General features: G+C 54.8%; 14 protein-coding genes. 9 read left to right on the plus strand and 5 right to left on the minus strand.

What is annotated here, in order from left to right; all coding sequences use genetic code 11:
* Window positions 1-3: 3 nt before the first annotated feature.
* The 5 genes from Q31b_RS29215 to Q31b_RS26900 all read right to left on the minus strand — a co-directional run bounded on the left by Q31b_RS29215 (window position 4) and on the right by Q31b_RS26900 (window position 7,888).
* The gene (locus Q31b_RS29215; RefSeq protein ID WP_231617885.1) at window positions 4-4,008 is read right to left on the minus strand and encodes an efflux RND transporter permease subunit; all 4,005 of its coding nucleotides are present in this window, start codon (window positions 4,006-4,008) and stop codon (window positions 4-6) included.
* Window positions 4,001-4,624: a four helix bundle protein gene (locus Q31b_RS28740; protein ID WP_197172469.1), complete on the minus strand. Its 624-nt coding sequence runs from the start codon at window positions 4,622-4,624 to the stop codon at window positions 4,001-4,003. The genes Q31b_RS29215 and Q31b_RS28740 overlap by 8 nt, the downstream gene beginning before the upstream one ends.
* The gene (locus tag Q31b_RS26890; protein ID WP_197172471.1) at window positions 4,621-6,849 is read right to left on the minus strand and encodes an efflux RND transporter periplasmic adaptor subunit; all 2,229 of its coding nucleotides are present in this window, start codon (window positions 6,847-6,849) and stop codon (window positions 4,621-4,623) included. Before Q31b_RS26890 ends, Q31b_RS28740 begins: the two co-directional genes overlap by 4 nt.
* 133 nt (window positions 6,850-6,982) lie before the next feature.
* Window positions 6,983-7,300 carry a hypothetical protein gene (locus tag Q31b_RS26895; protein WP_146602764.1) on the minus strand — a complete coding sequence of 106 codons (318 nt, stop codon included), beginning with the start codon at window positions 7,298-7,300 and terminating at the stop codon, window positions 6,983-6,985.
* A 102-nt stretch (window positions 7,301-7,402) separates the two neighbouring features.
* Window positions 7,403-7,888, minus strand: coding sequence for a hypothetical protein (locus tag Q31b_RS26900; RefSeq protein WP_146602765.1), 486 nt, complete (start codon window positions 7,886-7,888; stop codon window positions 7,403-7,405).
* 110 nt (window positions 7,889-7,998) lie between these two features.
* Between Q31b_RS26900 and Q31b_RS26905 the strand changes: the two genes are divergently transcribed.
* The 9 genes from Q31b_RS26905 to Q31b_RS26940 all read left to right on the plus strand — a co-directional run bounded on the left by Q31b_RS26905 (window position 7,999) and on the right by Q31b_RS26940 (window position 17,830).
* Window positions 7,999-9,600 (plus strand): TolC family protein, encoded by a 1,602-nt coding sequence (locus tag Q31b_RS26905; RefSeq protein WP_146602766.1) that lies wholly within the window; start codon window positions 7,999-8,001, stop codon window positions 9,598-9,600.
* A 215-nt stretch (window positions 9,601-9,815) separates the two neighbouring features.
* Window positions 9,816-9,950 (plus strand): hypothetical protein, encoded by a 135-nt coding sequence (locus Q31b_RS29455; RefSeq protein WP_261343891.1) that lies wholly within the window; start codon window positions 9,816-9,818, stop codon window positions 9,948-9,950.
* A gap of 69 nt (window positions 9,951-10,019) precedes the next feature.
* Window positions 10,020-10,499 carry a hypothetical protein gene (locus Q31b_RS29220; protein ID WP_231617886.1) on the plus strand — a complete coding sequence of 160 codons (480 nt, stop codon included), beginning with the start codon at window positions 10,020-10,022 and terminating at the stop codon, window positions 10,497-10,499.
* Window positions 10,500-10,939: 440 nt separating this feature from the next.
* Window positions 10,940-11,281, plus strand: a complete 342-nt coding sequence (locus tag Q31b_RS26915) for a hypothetical protein (RefSeq protein WP_146602767.1) — start codon at window positions 10,940-10,942, stop codon at window positions 11,279-11,281.
* A gap of 970 nt (window positions 11,282-12,251) precedes the next feature.
* The gene (locus tag Q31b_RS26920) at window positions 12,252-14,198 is read left to right on the plus strand and encodes a sensor histidine kinase (RefSeq protein ID WP_146602768.1); all 1,947 of its coding nucleotides are present in this window, start codon (window positions 12,252-12,254) and stop codon (window positions 14,196-14,198) included.
* Window positions 14,195-14,821: a response regulator transcription factor gene (locus Q31b_RS26925; protein ID WP_146602769.1), complete on the plus strand. Its 627-nt coding sequence runs from the start codon at window positions 14,195-14,197 to the stop codon at window positions 14,819-14,821. Before Q31b_RS26920 ends, Q31b_RS26925 begins: the two co-directional genes overlap by 4 nt.
* A 139-nt stretch (window positions 14,822-14,960) precedes the next feature.
* Entirely contained in the window at window positions 14,961-15,359 is a 399-nt protein-coding gene (locus tag Q31b_RS26930; RefSeq protein ID WP_146602770.1) for a response regulator transcription factor, read from the plus strand.
* Window positions 15,360-15,469: 110 nt separating this feature from the next.
* Window positions 15,470-17,014, plus strand: coding sequence for an arylsulfatase (locus tag Q31b_RS26935; protein WP_197172475.1), 1,545 nt, complete (start codon window positions 15,470-15,472; stop codon window positions 17,012-17,014).
* Between the two features lie 279 nt (window positions 17,015-17,293).
* Window positions 17,294-17,830: a hypothetical protein gene (locus Q31b_RS26940; RefSeq protein WP_146602772.1), complete on the plus strand. Its 537-nt coding sequence runs from the start codon at window positions 17,294-17,296 to the stop codon at window positions 17,828-17,830.
* Window positions 17,831-18,393: the final 563 nt, after the last annotated feature.

The following is an 18,393-nucleotide window of genomic DNA, read 5'->3' on the forward strand; positions in this document are numbered from 1 at the left end:
TTATCATTGAAGTCGCTTCATCTGGGTAGCCAAGTCCTCCGGTGGTGTGTCCTCGGTGCCTGCCGAATGGTGATCTGCCCAATGGTGATCTGCTAGACCGAATTGCATCTTGAATTCTTTGAAGCCGCAATAGACGACGGGCACGACAAATAGGGTGACGATTTCGACGGCCATGCCACCGAACACAGGCAGGGCCATCGCGCGGGCAACGTCGGCACCTCGGCCAGTCGCCATCAGAACGGGAACGAGTGCGACAAGCGTGGTTGCGGTTGTCATTAGGCAAGGCCGAATCCGTCTGACTCCAGCGTCGATCGTTGCCGCCCGAATGTCGGCAATCGTGTTCAACCGTCGTCGCGTGAAGACTTGATCGAGATAGGTTGCAATCACGACGCCGTCGTCGACTGCGATGCCGAATAGGGCAATGAACCCGACCCAAATCGCGGTATTCATTTCCGCTCCGTTTATCGCTAATAGAATCATGCCGCCGCCAAAGGCGACGGGGATTCCAGCGAACACGGCCAGCGTGATGGGGACGTGACGGAATTGCAGATAGATGACCAGCAAGTTGATGACAATGACCAGCGGCACCAACCACATCAGCCGATTGTTGGCTTCAATTTGATTGCGAAAACTGCCAACAGCTTCGATCGAGTAGCCAGGCGGAAGGTGTAGTTTGGAGGTGGGAGATAACGTTCCTTCACTCCCCCCTCCTTCACTCCCCCCTCCCAACTGTGCCAGTCGCAACTGCTCCTCAATCGCCGATATCGATTCCAGATCGCCGATCGCACCATTGGAGGAAAAGGAAACGTGAGCAATCAAGCGAGCGTTCTCACTGTTGATCGCACCCGGTCCCCACGTCGTTTCTAGCTTTGCCAGCTCACCCAACGGAACGACGGCTCCGCTGTGCGTGACCACTGGCAAACGATCGAGTTGTTCGATTCGCTCTCGCAGATCGCGGTTGTAACGCAAGCGGACGGGATAACGCTCTCGACCTTCGACCGTATTGATCAGGTTCATCCCGCCGAGTGCGGTTTCGATGACCTGGTTGACCATCTGAGCCGACATGCCGTACCGCGATGCGGCTTCGCGATCAACGGTGAATTCGATGTACGGCTTGCCCAACACGATGTCGGGATTGACCGTTCCCGAATTGACGTAGGGCGATTGTTTGAGTTGTTCGGACACCTGCAGCGCTGCATCGGCAAGCGTTTGCAAGTCATCTCCGTAAATCCGAATCGCCATCGGAGCTTTGATGCCACTTTGCAGCATCACGACGCGGCCTTCGATGGGCTGGAGTGGCGAAGCGGGCGTCACTCCCGGCAGCGTGGCAACGCGGTTGATTTCATCCCAAACTTCGCGGGCCGTCACGCCAGGTCGCCACTGCTCGCGAGGTTTCAGCATGACATAGGTTTCGACCATCGCGGCGGGTGCCGGATCGAGAGCCGAATCAATCCGACCGATCTTGCCTAGAACGTCCTTGACCTCTGGGATTTGGCCGATCAACGCGTCCTGCGTTTGCAGTATCTGCATCGACTGGCTGAAGCTGGCCGCCGGGTAAAGCGTTGGCATGTAGAACCAACTGCCCTCATCCAGTGCGATCCAGTCGTCGGTTTGAAGGCCTTTCGCATCCACTTTCAAACGGGCGTAACCAGGAAGCTCGTTAAGATTCGTTCCCACAGACTCGGTTGCAATTTCCAATGGCCTGAGATATGACAACAACGGTTCGTCGCATACTTTGCAAACGACTCGGTCAGTCGGATTCTCAAACTGGCAGTTTTGACATTTGGGATCCAAGCCAAGCCCTTGCCAACAGACAGTTCCTGCGATCACGATCACAACCGGCAGACTTGCGAACGCCAGCTTGTGCCGCAGGAAAAGCGAAAGCGTTGGTCGATAGACTCTGACGATAAAACGGCTGACGATGTTCTCATGCATCGGTCGCACACGTTCACGAGTCAACATCCAACCCGCTACCGCGCCCTGTACTGCTGCTGTCGCCGTCACTGCCGATAGCGGCAAGTCAAACTCATCGACGACGTGATGACCCCAGATGAAAAACGCGGTTAGGCCGAACAATGCTGCACCCGCGAACGCTGCCAGCAACGCGGTTCGCTTTCGATAGTTCGCACTGCGAAGCATCAATCGGCACAGCGTGGGAACGATTGTCACCGCTGCAATCAATGCTGCTGATATGGCAAACGTCTTGGTCATCGCCAACGGTGCGAACAGCTTGTAGTCGCGACCCGTCAAAAAGAACACCGGCAGGAAGCTGACGATGGTTGTGGTGACAGCGGTTAGAACTGCGGGCGCAACTTCCGCCGCCGCATCGTAGATGACGTCGCTACGCGAGCTGGGAAGTCGGGAGTTGGAAGAAGGGGAGTTGGGAGTGAAGGAGTTGGGAGAAGGGGAGTTGGGAGAAGGGGAGTTGGGAGTGAAGGAGTTGGGAGTAGGGGAGTTGGGAGAAGGGGAGTTGGGAGAAGGGGAGTTGGGAGTAGGGGAGTTGGGAGAAGGGGAGTTGGGAGTAGGGGACCTCCGAAGCTCCATTTCTTCACTCCCGTCTCCTTCACTCCCGTCTCCTTCACTCCCGTCTCCTTCACTCCCGTCTCCTTCACTCCCGTCTCCTTCACTCCCGTCTCCTTCACTCCCGTCTCCTTCACTCCCGTCTCCTTCACTCCCACCTCCTTCACTCCCAACTCCCCTTCTCCCACCTCCTTCACTCCCACCTCCCGACTCCCATTCCGCCAAGTGCTGATAGATGTTCTCGCTGACGATGATCGCCATATCGACCATCGTTCCAATTGCTATCGCGATTCCCGCCAGCGACATGATGTTCGCTCCAACGCCAAACACGTTCATAGCGATGAACGACAGCAAGACGGCAATGGGAAGCGTAACGGCGACGATGAGGCTGCTGCGGATGTGCAACAGGAACAGCAGAATGACGACTGCGGTGATGAGAATTTCATCCCGTAGTGCGGTAGAAAGCGTTGCCACCGTTTCGTCGATCAGACCCGTGCGATCGTAGATGCCCTTGATCGTAACGCCTTTAAGGGAAGGTTCGATTTGGGTGATCTTATCTTTGACTCGTTCGATGACCGCTCGCGGGTTCTCGCCGTATCGCATCACGATCACGCCACCGACCGCCTCGGCCCCGTTGTAGTCGAGTGCACCGCGGCGAAAGTCCGGCCCGAGTTGCACGGCGGCAATGTCGCGAACCCTGACCGGTACGCCGTCACGCTGCATAATGACAGCTTGCTCAATGTCGCGGATCGTCTTTTCGGTATCACCATCGCTCCCGAGAAGGCCCTTGCCGCGAACGATGAACTCCATCCCGCCGGTTTCAACGGTCTTGGCTCCGACATCGAGATTGCTGCCGCGTATGGCGTTCACGACTTGATCGAGCGGGATGCCGTGAAAGCGAAGTTTGTCCGGATCGACTTCCATTTGATATTGGCGAACATAGCCGCCGATTGATGCGACTTCGCTGACGCCCTCGACGGCCTGCAAGTCATACTTGATGACAAAATCCTGCAGGCTCCGGAGGTCAGCCAGACTCATGCCGTCCTCGGGAGGAACCAGCACGTAGTAGAAAACTTGCCCAAGCCCGGTCGCATCGGGGCCAAGTTGGGGGACGACACCATCGGGTAGCTGGGCAGCAGCAGTGCCGAGCTGTTCGGACACTCGGCTGCGTGCCCAGTAGAAGTCGACACTTTCCTTGAACGTGATTTGAACGAAGCTGTATCCGAACATGCTCTTGCCGCGAACCGATTCGGCTCCCGGCACCGCCAGCAGCGACACGCTTAGTGGGTACGTGACCTGATCTTCGATGTCTTTTGGCGAGCGACCCGGCCAAGGGGTCAGCACGATGACTTGGTTTTCACCGATGTTTGGAATTGCATCAATCGGAACGCGATTGTAGCTGATCCAGCCGAAGACCGTGACGCCAATCGTCAACATCACGACCAGCCAGGGTTCTTTAACGCAGAAGCGAATGGTTGCGTCAAGCATCGCTTCGCCCCGAGTTGGAAGAAGGGGAGTTGGGAGAAGGGGAGTTGGGAGAAGGGGAGTTGGGAGTGAAGGAGTTGGGAGTGGAGGAGGTGGGAGCTAGGAGAAGTTGTTGATCGAGTATGGGGCAGTCGTTCGCATCAAAGTAGTTCACTCCCACCTCCTTCACTCCCATCTCCCCCACTCCCAACTCCTTCACTCCCACCTCCTTCACTCCCATCTCCCCCACTCCCAGCTTAAAGTCGATGCACCACTTCGACGAACCATGAATCATCGCGACGATCATCCGCAAAATTTCGTCGTAGAACTCGATGACCTGTTTTGTTGTTTCCGGGTCGAGGTAGCCATGCGCGGATGCGTACTCAATCCAAACCTGCGTTTCGGCGGCTTCTGCCTCGGCAACATTCATCGTACTACAAAAGTGCTTTTCGTAGCGTCGCTTTCGCCATGCTTCAGCGATGTTTGCACTCACACTCCGCGATGAACGACGTACCTGATCCGTTAACGAGTACATCTCTTCACGAGGGAACGCTTTCGATAATTCAAAAATCCGTTTCCCTGCCGCAAAAGACTTTTGGTAAACGATCAAATCGCGGTGTGACCTTATTCGCTCATTCATTTCAATTCTCCATGCAACGCATCATCGCCCGTCTGTACACTCCCAACTCCCAACTCCTTCACTCCCACCTCCTTCACTCCCACCTCCTTCACTCCCAACTCCTTCACTCCCAACTCCTTCACTCCCACCTCCTTCACTCCCAACTCCTTCACTCCCACCTCCTTCACTCCCAACTCCTTCACCGTCTCACCGCAGGAAAGCATTTCGCTGCCCCAATATGGATTGACCAGTTTGCCCTCAGGTTGCATCCAATCGCCACCACCGCCGGGAACCATCGGGCAATACATGTGAACGAGTTTCGTTGCCGTTTCCTTGCCACGCACGATGGTTGCCGCACGAAGAAGCGAATGACTGAGCGGCCGGAAGGCTTTTCGGACCTGTTCCAACGAACCTTGCATTCGCGCGAGCGATTGCTTGGCACTTTGCAGATGACTCTGGGCCTCGTCGGGAACGGCCGCCAATCTCGTCAACTTGCCCAGCGAATCATCCAGCTTCTTCAGCTCAAGCGGCGGAGGACTCTGGTCGGCGGCCAAAGCTTTCTGAATTACAAAGTAGGCGGCGTATGCTCGGTCAAATTGCTCGGCACCATCGCCGGTCAATACGATCGGATCACCGTCGGGCAGTTCTAGCGGCCCTGGCGGATAGCTGGCCGCTTTGCTCGGGTCCATCAACGACGGATTTCCTGCAAGCTGCATCTGCGAGTCAATCAAGAAGTTGCCGTTCGTCGCAACCGTTTCACCCGCCGACATACCTTCCAGGATGACGGCTCGATCGTCCGTCATCGGCCCCACCGTGACCCGGCGAATTTCAAATCGACCGGGTTCCGTCTCAACATACAAAACGCTGTTCTCGCCCGTCATCAGCACCGCATCGCGGGGAACCGTGACGATCTGCTGTTTCGGCAAAGGCTCGCTGGCGTAACCGAGCTTTGAAGTGGGGATCAAATCCATGCCACCGATTGGGCAAGCACCCGGTTGATCACGTATTACCTGCGGGTGCATGGGACTGATGTACTTTCCGGCAAGGGCGGGATCGTAGATTCGATCTTGGCGAATGGCCGGAACGGAGACGCGTGCGGTCGCATAGTCGCCGGGCCTTAGCTTCGCATCCGGGTTCGGCATCTCGACGCGAACTCGAACCGTGCGGGTCTTGTGGTTCACAATAGGGTCGATGAAGGCAACCCGTCCCATGAATAATTCGCCGGGTAGCGATGAGACTTCCGCTTCGACCCGTTGCCCGAAACGCATCCGAGCGGCATCGTCCGGAAATAGATCGAGCATCAGCCAGACTGTCGACAAATCGGCGATACGAAAAATTTTGTCGCCCGTCTTGATGTAATCACCTTCAACGGCGTGCTTCTCGATCACGGTGCCTTTGATCGGCGAGCGAACGCGAATCCGGCTTTCAGCTTTCCCGCGTGAACGAAGCTCGGCGACCTGGTCTTCGGTCAAACCAAGCTCGATCAGTTTTTGCTTCGAGAGTTCACTCAGGTTTGATGAACCACCCAGCCGTTTCAGCCCGCCGCCTTGTAACGCCATCAAATATTCGACTTGGGCCGAATATAAATCGGGGCTGTAGATCAACGCGAGGTCATCGTTCTTTTCAACCGGCACACCGATATAGTTGGCGTAAAGCTTTTCAATGCGACCGCTGGCGTAGGCGGAGATCGTTGCCAACTTGCTCTCGTTGTAGTCGATCGAACCGATCGTGCGAATGGTCTGCGAAACAGGGCCGAGTTCTGCAGTCGCGGTTTGAATGCCGATCAAGCGACGAGCAGCCGGTTCGATCGTTACAGACATTCCATCGCCGCCGCCACCACCGGTTGCTTTGACCAACTCCATCGCGCAAACCGGACAACGACCCGGTTCGCTCGATGGTGGAGTACACATCATCGGGCAGATATAGCGGCCATTCCCGGCGTTAGCGTTCGCAATAGGCGGCTTCGCCGAGTCAGCAACCGGCACCAACTTCATCGCACAAATCGGACAATTGCCCGGCTCGTTCTGGCGAATCTGAAGGTGCATCGGACACGTATAAGTCGTTCCTGAGTTGTTGGAGCCAGCATCGTTGCTCTTCGCGATCATCTCACCACTATGAAGCCAGCCCTGCCGCTGGGCCAAGCCGACAAGCGCAATGCCCAACACGAACACCGTCAACATGACACCGGCATGCGTGACCGTCCGTCCGAGCCATTTCAAGCCGCTTAGCCTTGAGCGAATGTTCATAGCTTTGGGAGTTGGGAGTTGGGAGTTGGGAGTTGGGAGTTGGGAGCTGGGAGCTGGGAGCTGGGAGCTGGGAGTTGCTCACCGCTAGCTCCTTCACTCCTCCACTTCTTCACTTCTTCACTTCTTCACTCCTTCACTCCTTCACTCCTTCACTCCTTCGCTCCTTCACTCCTTCAAACTTCTCCGCTTTCTCTTCTTCGCTCAACGCAGCCCACTTTTGCGGGCATCCATCACAGCAGAATCCGATCGTTTTTCCGTCGTATTCGGCGGTCAATTCTTTGGTCGGTTTGCCGCCCATGATCGGGCATTTGGAATTGGCAAAGCTAACGGGCGTCGCCTCAACTTGGTCCGTCACCGACGGTGCCGTTGTGGTTTGGTCCGATTCAGCGCAACCGACAATGGTTGCTGAAAGAAGTAGCTGCAGAGCTGCGGAAATTGCAAAATAGCGCATGGAAGTTTTCTCTGTAGGAAGACGGAAATTAGTCCGTCAGAAGGTTTTGGGGATCGTTGAAGATTCGTTTCGCTGAGCGCGCACGCTCACCTGAGAAACTTTTTAAATCCGCCAAACGCAGAGAAAACGCTGTGAGAAATCGGCACGACTGCCGAAAGAATCATCGATCGCTTGAAGCCGATCGACCGCCAGAGGCATTTCATCCAAGACGACAAAGTCCAGCATCGAAAGACGAACCGCAAGCTCGCGAACGATTTGCTCGCGTGGATTCGTTCGGTCCATCGGTGGCGTTGAAACGCCGCAAGAGCAATGCGATACCGCCGGCTTTGATCCAGCCGCCATGGTAACATCGACGTTCTTTTCGGTCGGCTGCTCGTCTTCCTCGGTGAGCTGTGCTTCAGCGGTGCAGCAACAACAACGATCGTCCACTGATTGCAGCTCACAGCAACCACAACCGGGACACTTCTGCGTTTGATCGCAGCCCTTGTCCACACAGTTGACAGGCATCGCCAGCGAAGCCATCGGCTGAATCGTCGTGCTGACGATCAGGCAAGCTGTGACGGCGATGCGGATTGTTGTGAGGTACATTCAGAACGACCGGAGGAAAGATACGCTAATACCGTATGCCTATTAAATCCAGATGCCGAAAAGAAGTCAAGAGGAAGCAACATTACCCCCGGAATTTGGGTGCAACACGAATGAGCCAATTGCAAAAATCAGCAACGAAATTGACTCGGCTCAGGAAACGCAAGTTGCTGGTTGCTCTGTTGGTCACGCTGTCCGGGTGTCGAACTGCAAGTGAGTCCTTTCTCTCCAAATCCGCATTGCCGCCGTCGAACTCGTATGCTTCGATGGATTCCCCCCCAACGGCCGACATCGCTCGGGTGACTTCGGGGCGCGGTCCGGGCGTTAAGAAATCCACCGCTGCAACACTGGTGGGATTTCGGCTCGATGAAGACGATTCCGAATTCGAGAAACTTCACTCGGATGCCCCATCCGCGCGAGGCGGCGAAGACAATAGCGAAGGCACTCATCAGTCGGGCTCAGACACCGAAAACAACTTCGCCGATTTCCTGGAACGTGTCGAAGTCGATGTAACCGAACAGGGAACACCCGTCACACTTGACGAACTGATCGCCACTGCCCTCGCGACTCATCCATCGATCGCCGCCGCGCGACAAAAGCTCGCTGCTGCTTCACACCGTATTCCGCAAGCTACCTCGCTCGAAGACCCCACCGTTGGAAACATTTTTTGGCCCATTCCTGACCAGGCACTCCAGACCGCTGGCGGACGCATTGGTCATCAGTTCTCACTCAGCCAGAAGGTTCCGTGGCCCCAGAAGTTGGACGCTCGTGGCAAGGTTGCCTATCAGGAGGTCCAAGTCGCTCGAGCAGAGGTCGCTCAGCAGGAAATCGAGATCATCGAATCCGTTCGTTTGGCCTATTACGAACTCTGGCTTTCCGCTGAACTCGTGCGCATTGTAGACGACAACGCCGAGCTGGTCGAAGACCTAATCGCGGTTTCCGAAGCCCGCTACAAAACTGGCGGCAGTCAGCAGGATGTTCTTCGTGCCGAAATCGAAGGAGATCGTCTAGCCGAACAACGGATCGTACTACGGAGGCAACATGAACAGGCGCGTGCCGATCTTGGTGCCCTCGTTCGTATGCCGGTCAGTTTCATGCCCACCGCGTACGACGAATTCAATGTCGATGAGGTGGCTCCGCAAATCGAACAACTTGTCGCTCAAGCGGAGCGGTACAATCCAACGCTCCAAGGACTGGCCGCCGAGATCGCCCGCGACCGAGCCAAAGAGTCACTGGCATGTTTGCAGCAGTACCCCGACTTTCAACTTGGTCTCGGATACTCCATCATCAGCGACGATCGTGATGTCCTCAGCCCCGTTGCCAACGGCCACGACAACATTAACTTCTCTATCGGAATAACGCTTCCGATTTGGCGAGACAAGATCAACGCGGGCATCAGTGAAGCTGCCCACAATCGCAGCAGCACGACACTACGCCAAGAAGCCGAACGCGACCGTCTGCGTGGCGCGCTCCGCCGCCAAGTCGCCGCCGCCTACGCGGCGATCGAACAACTTGAACTCCTGAGCACGCGATTGATTCCACGGACCGAACAAACGCTCACGATCAGCACGGCCGACTATCAAAACAAGAAGGCCGACTTCACGGACGTCGTCGCCACCTACCGCGAGCTACTCGCCCTGCAAGTCCAAGTCGCCCGCACCAAAGCTTCCCTCGCCAGCACTCTGGCGCAAATCGAGCGTTTGATTGGGGGCTAGGGGGCCGGGAGCAACTTGACCTCCTCATCTCACCGACATCCCATCTTTTCCGAGGCCCCTCTGGCTCGCTGCTTGCCACTGAGTTGTGGGATCAACTGAGTTGTGGGATCAAACGCATAGGGACAGAGCATGAGGTTGACGGATTTTCCTTTTCCCTATTGGGGGCATGCGATTTTTCAGAGAGGTTGCTGACGCTTTTCTTCTGGAGGTGCGTAATGGTTCGTTTGGCCCGTAGCGAGGTGTTGGATCCACAAGAGGTGGCGATCGTCCATCTCTACAATCGGACCTGCCGACGATGTTTCCTGATGGGAAATGACCAAGCGTCTGGCAAAAACTTCGATCACCGGTAAGTTTGGATCGAAGAGTACCTGAAACAGTTTGCGCAAGCGTTCAGAGTAGAGGTTCCAGCATTCGCGAAAATGTCGGACCATTTCCACGTGATTCTCAGATTGCGGGCTGATGTCGTCGCGACCTGGAGTGATGAGGAGGCGGCTCGGCGCTGGTTGATGCTTTGCCCCCATCGCCGCAAACCAGACGGGTCGCCTTTGCCGCCAAGCGAAGTAGAAATCAAATCGATCGCGGGTTGTCCGATGAAATGCCAAGAAATCCGCGAACGGCTATGTCGTTTTAGTTGGTGGATGCGGCGATTGTGCCAACGCGTTGCAATGCGGACAAATCGTGAAGAGGAGGAAATAGGCCGGTTTTTCCAAGATCGATTCCGGACAACTCGGCCGGTCGATGAAGCCTCGCTTCTGGAGTGTGCTGCCTACGTCGACTTGAATCTGATTCGAGCCGCGATGGCGGAAACGTTGGAGCAAAGCAAACGCCCGAGTGATAAGGGTTTCTTGGCAATGCAGCTTGTCGATTACCTTAATCTATTTGTACCCAAATCTACTTGATTGGACGGCAAGGCAAACCGTTTCGGGCAAACGTGGAGTAACGTCTTCGGCCGCACCGTCGATTTTGGTTCGGCTGGGACTCGAGCAATCGACTTGGTGCGAGTTGGTCAAAGATTTTGGGAAACTATTTTGTCGTGTTGCTGGACGCCCCGATTGCGTCGATTCGATGCCATTGCACGCACCGCAGCTACCATCTTCGCCGCCGTGCTCGCGAGCTGTTGAAGTTCCCCGGCTGAGCGTCTCTTCTATTTCAGGCTCTTCAGAAGAATTTGGGCATAAAAGGAAGTTGCGGAAGGTTTTTTGTGGAGGGCATGGCAGTCGCGATACCCATTGCCACTCTTGTTTGACTCCCTCGATGCCTCGGAGCAAGAAGCAACGCCGATCGAACATCACCTTGATGACCGGGAACGGTGTTTCGCTGAAATGACGGCGGCGACGGTATGCGATCTTGGACTCCTCCTTGGGCCTCTTTGCTCGGTGCCGACGACGGGCCGATTTGTGAATGTCATCCATCACTTCTCGACCGACGTCGCATTGTTTTCAGGCCGGAGGCCGACACATCCTCGCTGGTGTGTCGCCCTTATAGCTTCTACCAAACACTCCGGGCTAGCGGTTCGTGGTTCGGTTGTCATCCACTGCCGGTGGATCACACCACCGGCAAGGATGTTTCGGTCTCCGGCCTGTGGGGCGATGGTGCAACGATCCACGGATCGAAGGCTCACGCCACCGGCAGCGGATGTTTCGGCCTCCGGCCTAGCTCTGCTGAGGAGCAACTTACTTAGGAGCAACTTACTTAGGGACAACGGGGGCAGGGAGGGAAGAATGTCTCGCTTGGCCTTGATAAATCGGCTATCCCTTGGGCGGTTGGTTCTCACCCGAGCCGACCTCTGTTTCACCGAGCCACTTCGTCCTACACAAAGTCACATCGGACATCACTCGCCATGCCTTGAAAAATCTCGAGGGTTTGGGGAATGGCACCCAATCACGCTGGGCCCTTCACAAAGGGATTCGGAAATCTTTTGCCGAATCCGTATTGACTAAAAGTAAGACCGTCGCTGTCCCTATGGCCGCTGCCATCTGATAGGATGCTGTCCCTATGGCCGTCCGTCCCTATGGGCGTGCCTGTATCTGGACACAAACCAACAGCCAGCTTGATGAAACCAACGCGTCTCGATAGGTTTGGAACAAGGCGAGGCAATACCGCAAACCACGACCAAACACCAACACAAAGAAATCATGGGGCGAACAAACCGATGTCCGAACCTCTTTTAAAGATCCCGAACCATCAAGCCACAACCTGCGGCGAACCACCGATCGCGGGCGGCGATGAATCGCAACCTGTCTAGCCAAACTCCGAAACGGATTGTCGTCGCAGCGCCACGCGGATTAGCGATCTGAACTGCGCATGCAGGCGTCGCCTGACGGCCCGATAGTACTGGGCTCTTGGATAAAGCCAGCGGATTTGCGGTCTCGACCACGCCGTGTAGACGAATTTTAATCCGAGCTTTTGGTGTTCTTGGGAACTGATTTTTGTGACGAGTGTGACTGGTGAGGGATTAAACTCAGTGAATCCAGTTGAATCAGCAAAACCGGCGAGTGCTCCCCAGAGTTCCAAGTCGACGGCGGGAGTGAATAACGAAATGCCCATCAAGGCGAAGTTTAGGAACCTTACTCCTAAAGAAACGGAACTCGAATTTGAGTTCAGTGAACGTGTGAATCCTTGTCCTGAAATCGAGACTTCCTAGGTAGCGAATGTTCCATCCAAAGGAATTAAACAAATGTCGTGGCTTTCAACTTCAGGCCAGCAGTAGGTTTAAATGGGGTTGCAGTTCGTGGGGCATCGTTGTCGCTATTGTTTTGAGTTCGCCTCTCACCGTCGATGCCGCCGAGACCAAAAGTGTCTTGATCCTGTATTCGAACGAGAGTTTCTTGCCAGCAAACATCTCGCTCGGAAACGCTATGGTCGACCAAATGCGACGAGACTATCCCGATCGCATCGAATTTTATAGCGAGTTTCTCGATCTTGTACGATTTCCTGGAGAAAGTCATCTTTCGCGGACGGCGGACAAACTCCTTGAAAAATACGAAGGTCTCGACTTCGACCTTGTCATCTCGGCGGGGCCTCAAGCTCTCAATCTTCTGGCCGACCAGCGACACTCTCTATTTCCCGATGTTCCGGTCGTCTTTACTGGCGTGCGAGAGGAAAGTGCCACTTGGGGTGAGCGGAATCGTGCAACTGGGATCTTGATGAAGCTTGATCCATTGCCGACGTTAGAGTTGGCGATGAAATTGCAACCCCAAACGCGACAAGTCGTTGTCGTCTCCGGAGCTTCGGATTTTGATCGCGAGTGGGACGATTTAGCGAGAGAACGATTTCGCAATCACGAGCCTCGGCTTGAGTTTACTTATCTCTCAGGCTTGCCGATGCAAACGCTTTTGGAGCGTTTGCGTGACCTCCCGTCGGATGCGGTGGTGATTTTTTTAACGTTCTTCACCGACGGCGAGGGAGAATACTTCCTTTCCGCCGATGCGGCGAAATTAGTCGCGAACGCGTCCGCGGTCCCTGTTTACGGACCCTACGACACCTATATGGGAACGGGCATTGTTGGCGGATGCATGGATACGTTCGATGAAGTGGGCCGAGAGACGGGAGATTTAGCTCTGCGAATCTTGGCGGGCGAAAAGCCTGAAAATATCGCACCCTATTTTCCAGGCAAGGATTTGCCAATCGTCGATTGTCGCCAATTGGCCCGCTGGGGATTGAGTGAAGATCGACTCCCAGCACGAAGCGAATTGCGGTTCCGCCAAAGTTCGCTATGGAAAGAACACCGCAGCTCGGTTCTAACAGCAACTTTCGTCTTGGCACTTCAAGCCGCGCTGCTGATCGGTCTGTTATTCGAAAGAAGAAGTCGCATCCTAGCAGAATCGGTTGCCGATGAGACGCGAAGAGAGCTGACGCACGCATCACGACTCGCTACCGTCGGCGAACTGACGGCGTCGATTGCGCACGAGATTCATCAGCCTCTTGGCGCTATTTTAAGCAATGCGGACGCCGCAGAGATGCTGATCGATTCTTCGCCTGACTCGATGGATGAACTGCGGCAAATTTTGGTAGACATTCGCCAGGACGATTTACGGGCCTGCGAGGTCATCGAGCGACTGCGAGCCTTGATGCGAAATCGCGAACTGGAGTTGCAAGCTGTTGAACCGAATGAATTGATCGAAAACGTGATACAACTTATCCACCGTGAGACGAAGCGACGTGACGTTACCGTCCACACGGAACTCGCGCCAGGCGGGCCGCTCGTCATCGCGGACAAAGTGCACTTACAACAGGTGCTACTCAATCTATTGCTCAATGGTATGGAAGCAATGTCAGAAATGAACCAGCCAAAGAAGCTGTTTGTGCAAACTCAACTTCAGAGCGACAAATTGGAATTCTTGGTCCAAGACTCCGGGCCTGGTATTCCAACGGAGAGGCGTTCTTGCTTGTTCGATCCTTTCTTCACAACCAAGAAGGAGGGCATGGGGTTAGGGCTTTCAATTGCTCGAACGCTAGTGGAAGCTCACGAAGGTCGCATCTGGGTTGACGATAACTGCCACACCGGATTGGGTTTACGGTTCACTGTTCCGCTCGCGCAAAAGTCATTGAACGAAACGAGTCCGTTCGCTTGTTTATCTCAGGAGCAAACCGGATGACGCTACCGAACCCGACGGTCCATGTTGTTGATGATGACGATTCTTTCCGTCAATCGATCGTCCGCTTGCTACGCGCGGCCGGTTACGAAGTCCGCGAGCATGCTTCCGCGGCCGAGTTCTTACTCTCGCGGGCAAGCCGCGCCCATGGTTGCGTTGTACTGGATATTCGCATGCCCGGTCTCAACGGACTCGAACTTCAAAAAGGGCTTAACGACTTCGATAATGCGCTTCCCATTGTCTTTCTTACAGGACATGGTGATATTCAAATGAGCGTGCGAGCAATCAAGGCGGGAGCGGTCGATTTTCTGACGAAGCCGGTCAAGCGGGATTCGCTGTTGTCTGCCGTTCGCAATGCAATCTCAAGTGACGCATTGAACCGGGTAAACGATGAAAGCCTGAAACTCCTGCGTGATCGGTTCGGGAAGTTGACAGAAAGGGAAGTCTCCGTTTTTCTACTCGTTGTCGATGGAAAGCTCAACAAAAATATCGCCTCGGAACTTGGTATCTCAGAACGCACCGTCAAATCGCACCGAGCCAATCTAATGGAAAAGCTTCAGGTCACTTCGCTAGCCGGTCTGATCGCCTCGGCCGTCCAACTCAATCTGCCGATCCCAAAAAACTGATTCGGGACGGCCGACGCGGAGTGACATTTGTCCACCTGCACCAAAGGGCAATTGAAATTACCCCTGGGGACAATTGCAATCGTCATCAACTCGCTCACACTGTTGTCAGAATTGCCTTGACACAAGCTGGAGCATTTTAATGCCGAGCGACCTACTCGAAATCGTCGTTGTTGAAGACGATCCCAGTATGCGTCGAGCCATTGAACGAATGTTACGAGTAGGTGGTTTCAGACCAATCATGTTCGGTTCGGCAGAAGCCTCTATTGAAGCGGGCATTTTGTTAACTGCAGACTGCTTGATTTTGGACATTCAATTGCCGGGTATGTCGGGACTTGACTTGTTTGAATACTCCTTAGCCGATGGAGATTCGCCGCCGACCATTTTCATTACATCATTTGATAGCTCCGCATTTCGCGACAGGGCCGGAAGGCTCGGTGCGATCAGTTATCATCAAAAACCATTCCTTGGGCGAGTTCTGCTTGATGCTGTCAAGCAAGCCTTGCAGGCTCCTCGGGAAAATTGCAGGCTCAACGAATAGACCTTTTCACTTACAAAATTTGCCTTTTCACCCAGAGAATTTAGATGATTCGAATTCGTCCTTTACTATCGTTTTTCCTTGCATGTAGCGCAGGCATCGCCTGTTCTACTATGGCTCATGGCCAGTCAACCGACTCCAAGAAGCCCAATATCCTCGTTATTTGGGGAGATGACATCGGAGTCTGGAACATCAGCCACATGAACCATGGCATGATGGGCTACAAGACTCCCAACATCGACCGCATCGCCAAGGAAGGTATTAGTTTCACCGACTACTACGGTCAGCAATCTTGCACGGCGGGTCGCGCGGCCTTCCTCAATGGCAGCGTGCCGGTCCGTACCGGCATGACCAAGGTCGGGCTGCCTGCAGCTCCGCAAGGTTGGCAGGAGACTGACGTCACTTTCGCCGCCGTCCTCAAGGGCCAAGGCTACGCCACCGGCCAGTTCGGCAAGAACCACCAAGGCGACAGAGACGAGCATCTGCCGACCAACCATGGCTTCGACGAGTTCATGGGCAATCTCTACCATCTGAATGCGGAAGAGGAGCCGGAGGACCGCGACTATCCAGCCGATATGGTGCTTGCCGACGGCTCGACCTTCCGTGAAAAATTCGGTCCCCGCGGTGTGATCAAGGCCACCGCCGGCGGCAAGATCGAGGATACCGGGCCGCTGACCAAGAAGCGGATGGAAACCGTCGACGAGGAAACTCTCGCCGCCGCCAAAGATTTCATCCAACGCCAACACGAATCTGGCAAGCCTTGGATGTGCTGGTGGAACGGAACCCGGATGCATTTCCGCACCCACGTCAAGGAAGACCACAAGGGACTCGCAGGCAAGACGGGAGATGAGTACCACGACGGCATGGTCGAACACGACATCCATGTCGGAGAATTACTCGATCTGATCGATGAACTTGGCATCGCCGACAACACGATCGTCCAGTATTCCACCGACAACGGGGTCCACTACAACACCTGGCCGGATGCGGGGACCACCCCTTTCCACGGTGAGAAAAACTCCAACTGGGAGGGTGCCTTCCGCGTTCCCTGTTACGTCCGCTGGCCCGGGAAATTTCCTGCCGGTGCAACCGTCAATGGGATCGTGTCTCACGAAGACTGGCTTCCCACATTCGCAGCCGCTGCCGGCAACCCGGACATCAAGGAGCAGCTGCGTGAGGGTGTCGAGTTGATCGGTCGAGAGTACAAGAACTACATCGACGGCTACAACCAGCTCGACTACCTCAAGAAGGCGGGAACGTTTGATACCATCGACGCCGACCTGGAGGCCTCGCCACGTAAGGAGTTCATTTATGTGACCGACGGCGGCGAAGTCTGCGCCATTCGCGTTCAAGACTGGAAAGCCACTTATCTGGAGAACCGGGCCGATCGCCTGCAGATCTGGCGGGAACCCTTTATCAAGTTGCGAACGCCGCACCTATACAATCTGCGCCGCGACCCCTTCGAGAAGGCCCAGGTCGGTTCGAACACCTACGAAGACTGGTTTATGGACAAGGTTTACTTGTTAGCCCCGATGCAAGTCGTCGCTTCCAAGTTCCTCATGACCATGAAAGAGTATCCGCCTAGTCAGACGCCGGGCGACTGGAGTCTTTCCACACTGGAAGAGCAGATCAAGGACATGAATCCGGGCGGCAAGTGATCGGATCGAATCATCTGGCGGGCGCCTCCCAAGGGACGCCCGCCATTTTCTTGATTGAATAGGGACTACCCGTAGACGAGTTCATCGCCAGAAACGCGGACCCAATCTGGTTGCATCAAAACGAAATGTGGGAATGCATCTAGCCCGGTATTTGATGACAATCGCTACGAATTCATCCTGCAACGTACCCCGTTCAATAGTCGTCGTTCAATAGTCGTCGTTCAATAGTCGTCGTTCAATAGTCTCTGATTAGTAAATTCAAAGGCGGTGGGGAAGACAATGAACGTGCAAGCAGTCATGGGGATCGTCCCTGGTTTTGTTTTATGCCTAGCCGGTTCGGCGGCGTACGCGGGTGGTTCTACGAGATCGATTGATGGCAAAACTGGATTGGAAACTCGCAGTGATTCGATGGATGATCCAAAAGCGCTTCCCATTCCCTTTCCCGACAACCTCGAGCAGCAGGAGTTAGAGGTTCACTGGTCTCCGATTAAGACAGATGCGCTCGGAAACAAATTGATGCTCTCGGGCAAGTTGTTACAAGTCGACGACGCCGATACGGCGGTTCCGCTCTGTAACCAGCCGTTTTCCATCTATCTTGCCAGGCAACACGATAAGCGTCTCGATTGGTCAAAAAAGGCGGGTTACGACGAGACGATGATGGTCGACGGACTAAGCGACGAAAATGGAGACTTCGTGGGATCGGCCGAGCTTTCGGAAACGGACCTATCTCTCGATAAGTTCGGAAAGGTGCAAATAGCGATTGCGCCGGCAACCATTGCTAGGAACGGCCAAACACGATGGGTCAAAGATTTGTAGGAAACTATTTTTGTAGTGTTGCTGGCCGCCACGATTGCGTCGATTCGATGCGATGCCATCGCACGCACCGCCGCTACCATCTTCGCCGCCGCGCTCGCGAGCTGTTGAAGCTCCCCGACTGAGCGTCTCTTCTATTTTTTATCTTGTAGCGACCGACCATGCAACGTCGATAGATAAAGGTAGTCACTCGTTGCGGCCACTGAGGCGGAAACCGCCTGTATCCGAGCGTCATTCGCCTTTTTTCAGACGATTGAGGTAATACGCAAAACTCAAAGCGGTTCTGCCGGGGCGGTCCTAAACCACCTGACAGGATGATCTGTCCCCATGGCCGTCTCCCTATGGCCGTCCCCATGGCCGGTCCGCAAAACACAAAACTCAAAGCGGTTCTTCCGGGGCATCGCCGAACCCCCTGTTGTGGAGTTCTGACCCTATGGCCGGTCCACAACGATGGCGCAAAACATTAGTGCGATGTCGCAAGCCAGACTATGCAAAGTGGATTGCATTGCTACAATAGGGTCGTAATGTTTGATTTCGGCACATAACACTTTGGAAACATTGAGACA

This window comes from Novipirellula aureliae, from assembly GCF_007860185.1.
Lineage (GTDB): Bacteria > Planctomycetota > Planctomycetia > Pirellulales > Pirellulaceae > Novipirellula_A > Novipirellula_A aureliae.

Coding starts and splice junctions, on each gene's coding strand:
- Q31b_RS29215 (WP_231617885.1), bottom strand. CDS start 4,008: ATGCTTGACGCAACCATTCGCTTCTGCGTTAAAGAACCCTGGCTGGTC.
- Q31b_RS28740 (WP_197172469.1), bottom strand. CDS start 4,624: ATGAATGAGCGAATAAGGTCACACCGCGATTTGATCGTTTACCAAAAG.
- Q31b_RS26890 (WP_197172471.1), bottom strand. CDS start 6,849: ATGAACATTCGCTCAAGGCTAAGCGGCTTGAAATGGCTCGGACGGACG.
- Q31b_RS26895 (WP_146602764.1), bottom strand. CDS start 7,300: ATGCGCTATTTTGCAATTTCCGCAGCTCTGCAGCTACTTCTTTCAGCA.
- Q31b_RS26900 (WP_146602765.1), bottom strand. CDS start 7,888: ATGTACCTCACAACAATCCGCATCGCCGTCACAGCTTGCCTGATCGTC.
- Q31b_RS26905 (WP_146602766.1), top strand. CDS start 7,999: ATGAGCCAATTGCAAAAATCAGCAACGAAATTGACTCGGCTCAGGAAA.
- Q31b_RS29455 (WP_261343891.1), top strand. CDS start 9,816: ATGGTTCGTTTGGCCCGTAGCGAGGTGTTGGATCCACAAGAGGTGGCG.
- Q31b_RS29220 (WP_231617886.1), top strand. CDS start 10,020: ATGTCGGACCATTTCCACGTGATTCTCAGATTGCGGGCTGATGTCGTC.
- Q31b_RS26915 (WP_146602767.1), top strand. CDS start 10,940: ATGCGATCTTGGACTCCTCCTTGGGCCTCTTTGCTCGGTGCCGACGAC.
- Q31b_RS26920 (WP_146602768.1), top strand. CDS start 12,252: ATGTTCCATCCAAAGGAATTAAACAAATGTCGTGGCTTTCAACTTCAG.
- Q31b_RS26925 (WP_146602769.1), top strand. CDS start 14,195: ATGACGCTACCGAACCCGACGGTCCATGTTGTTGATGATGACGATTCT.
- Q31b_RS26930 (WP_146602770.1), top strand. CDS start 14,961: ATGCCGAGCGACCTACTCGAAATCGTCGTTGTTGAAGACGATCCCAGT.
- Q31b_RS26935 (WP_197172475.1), top strand. CDS start 15,470: ATGGCTCATGGCCAGTCAACCGACTCCAAGAAGCCCAATATCCTCGTT.
- Q31b_RS26940 (WP_146602772.1), top strand. CDS start 17,294: ATGAACGTGCAAGCAGTCATGGGGATCGTCCCTGGTTTTGTTTTATGC.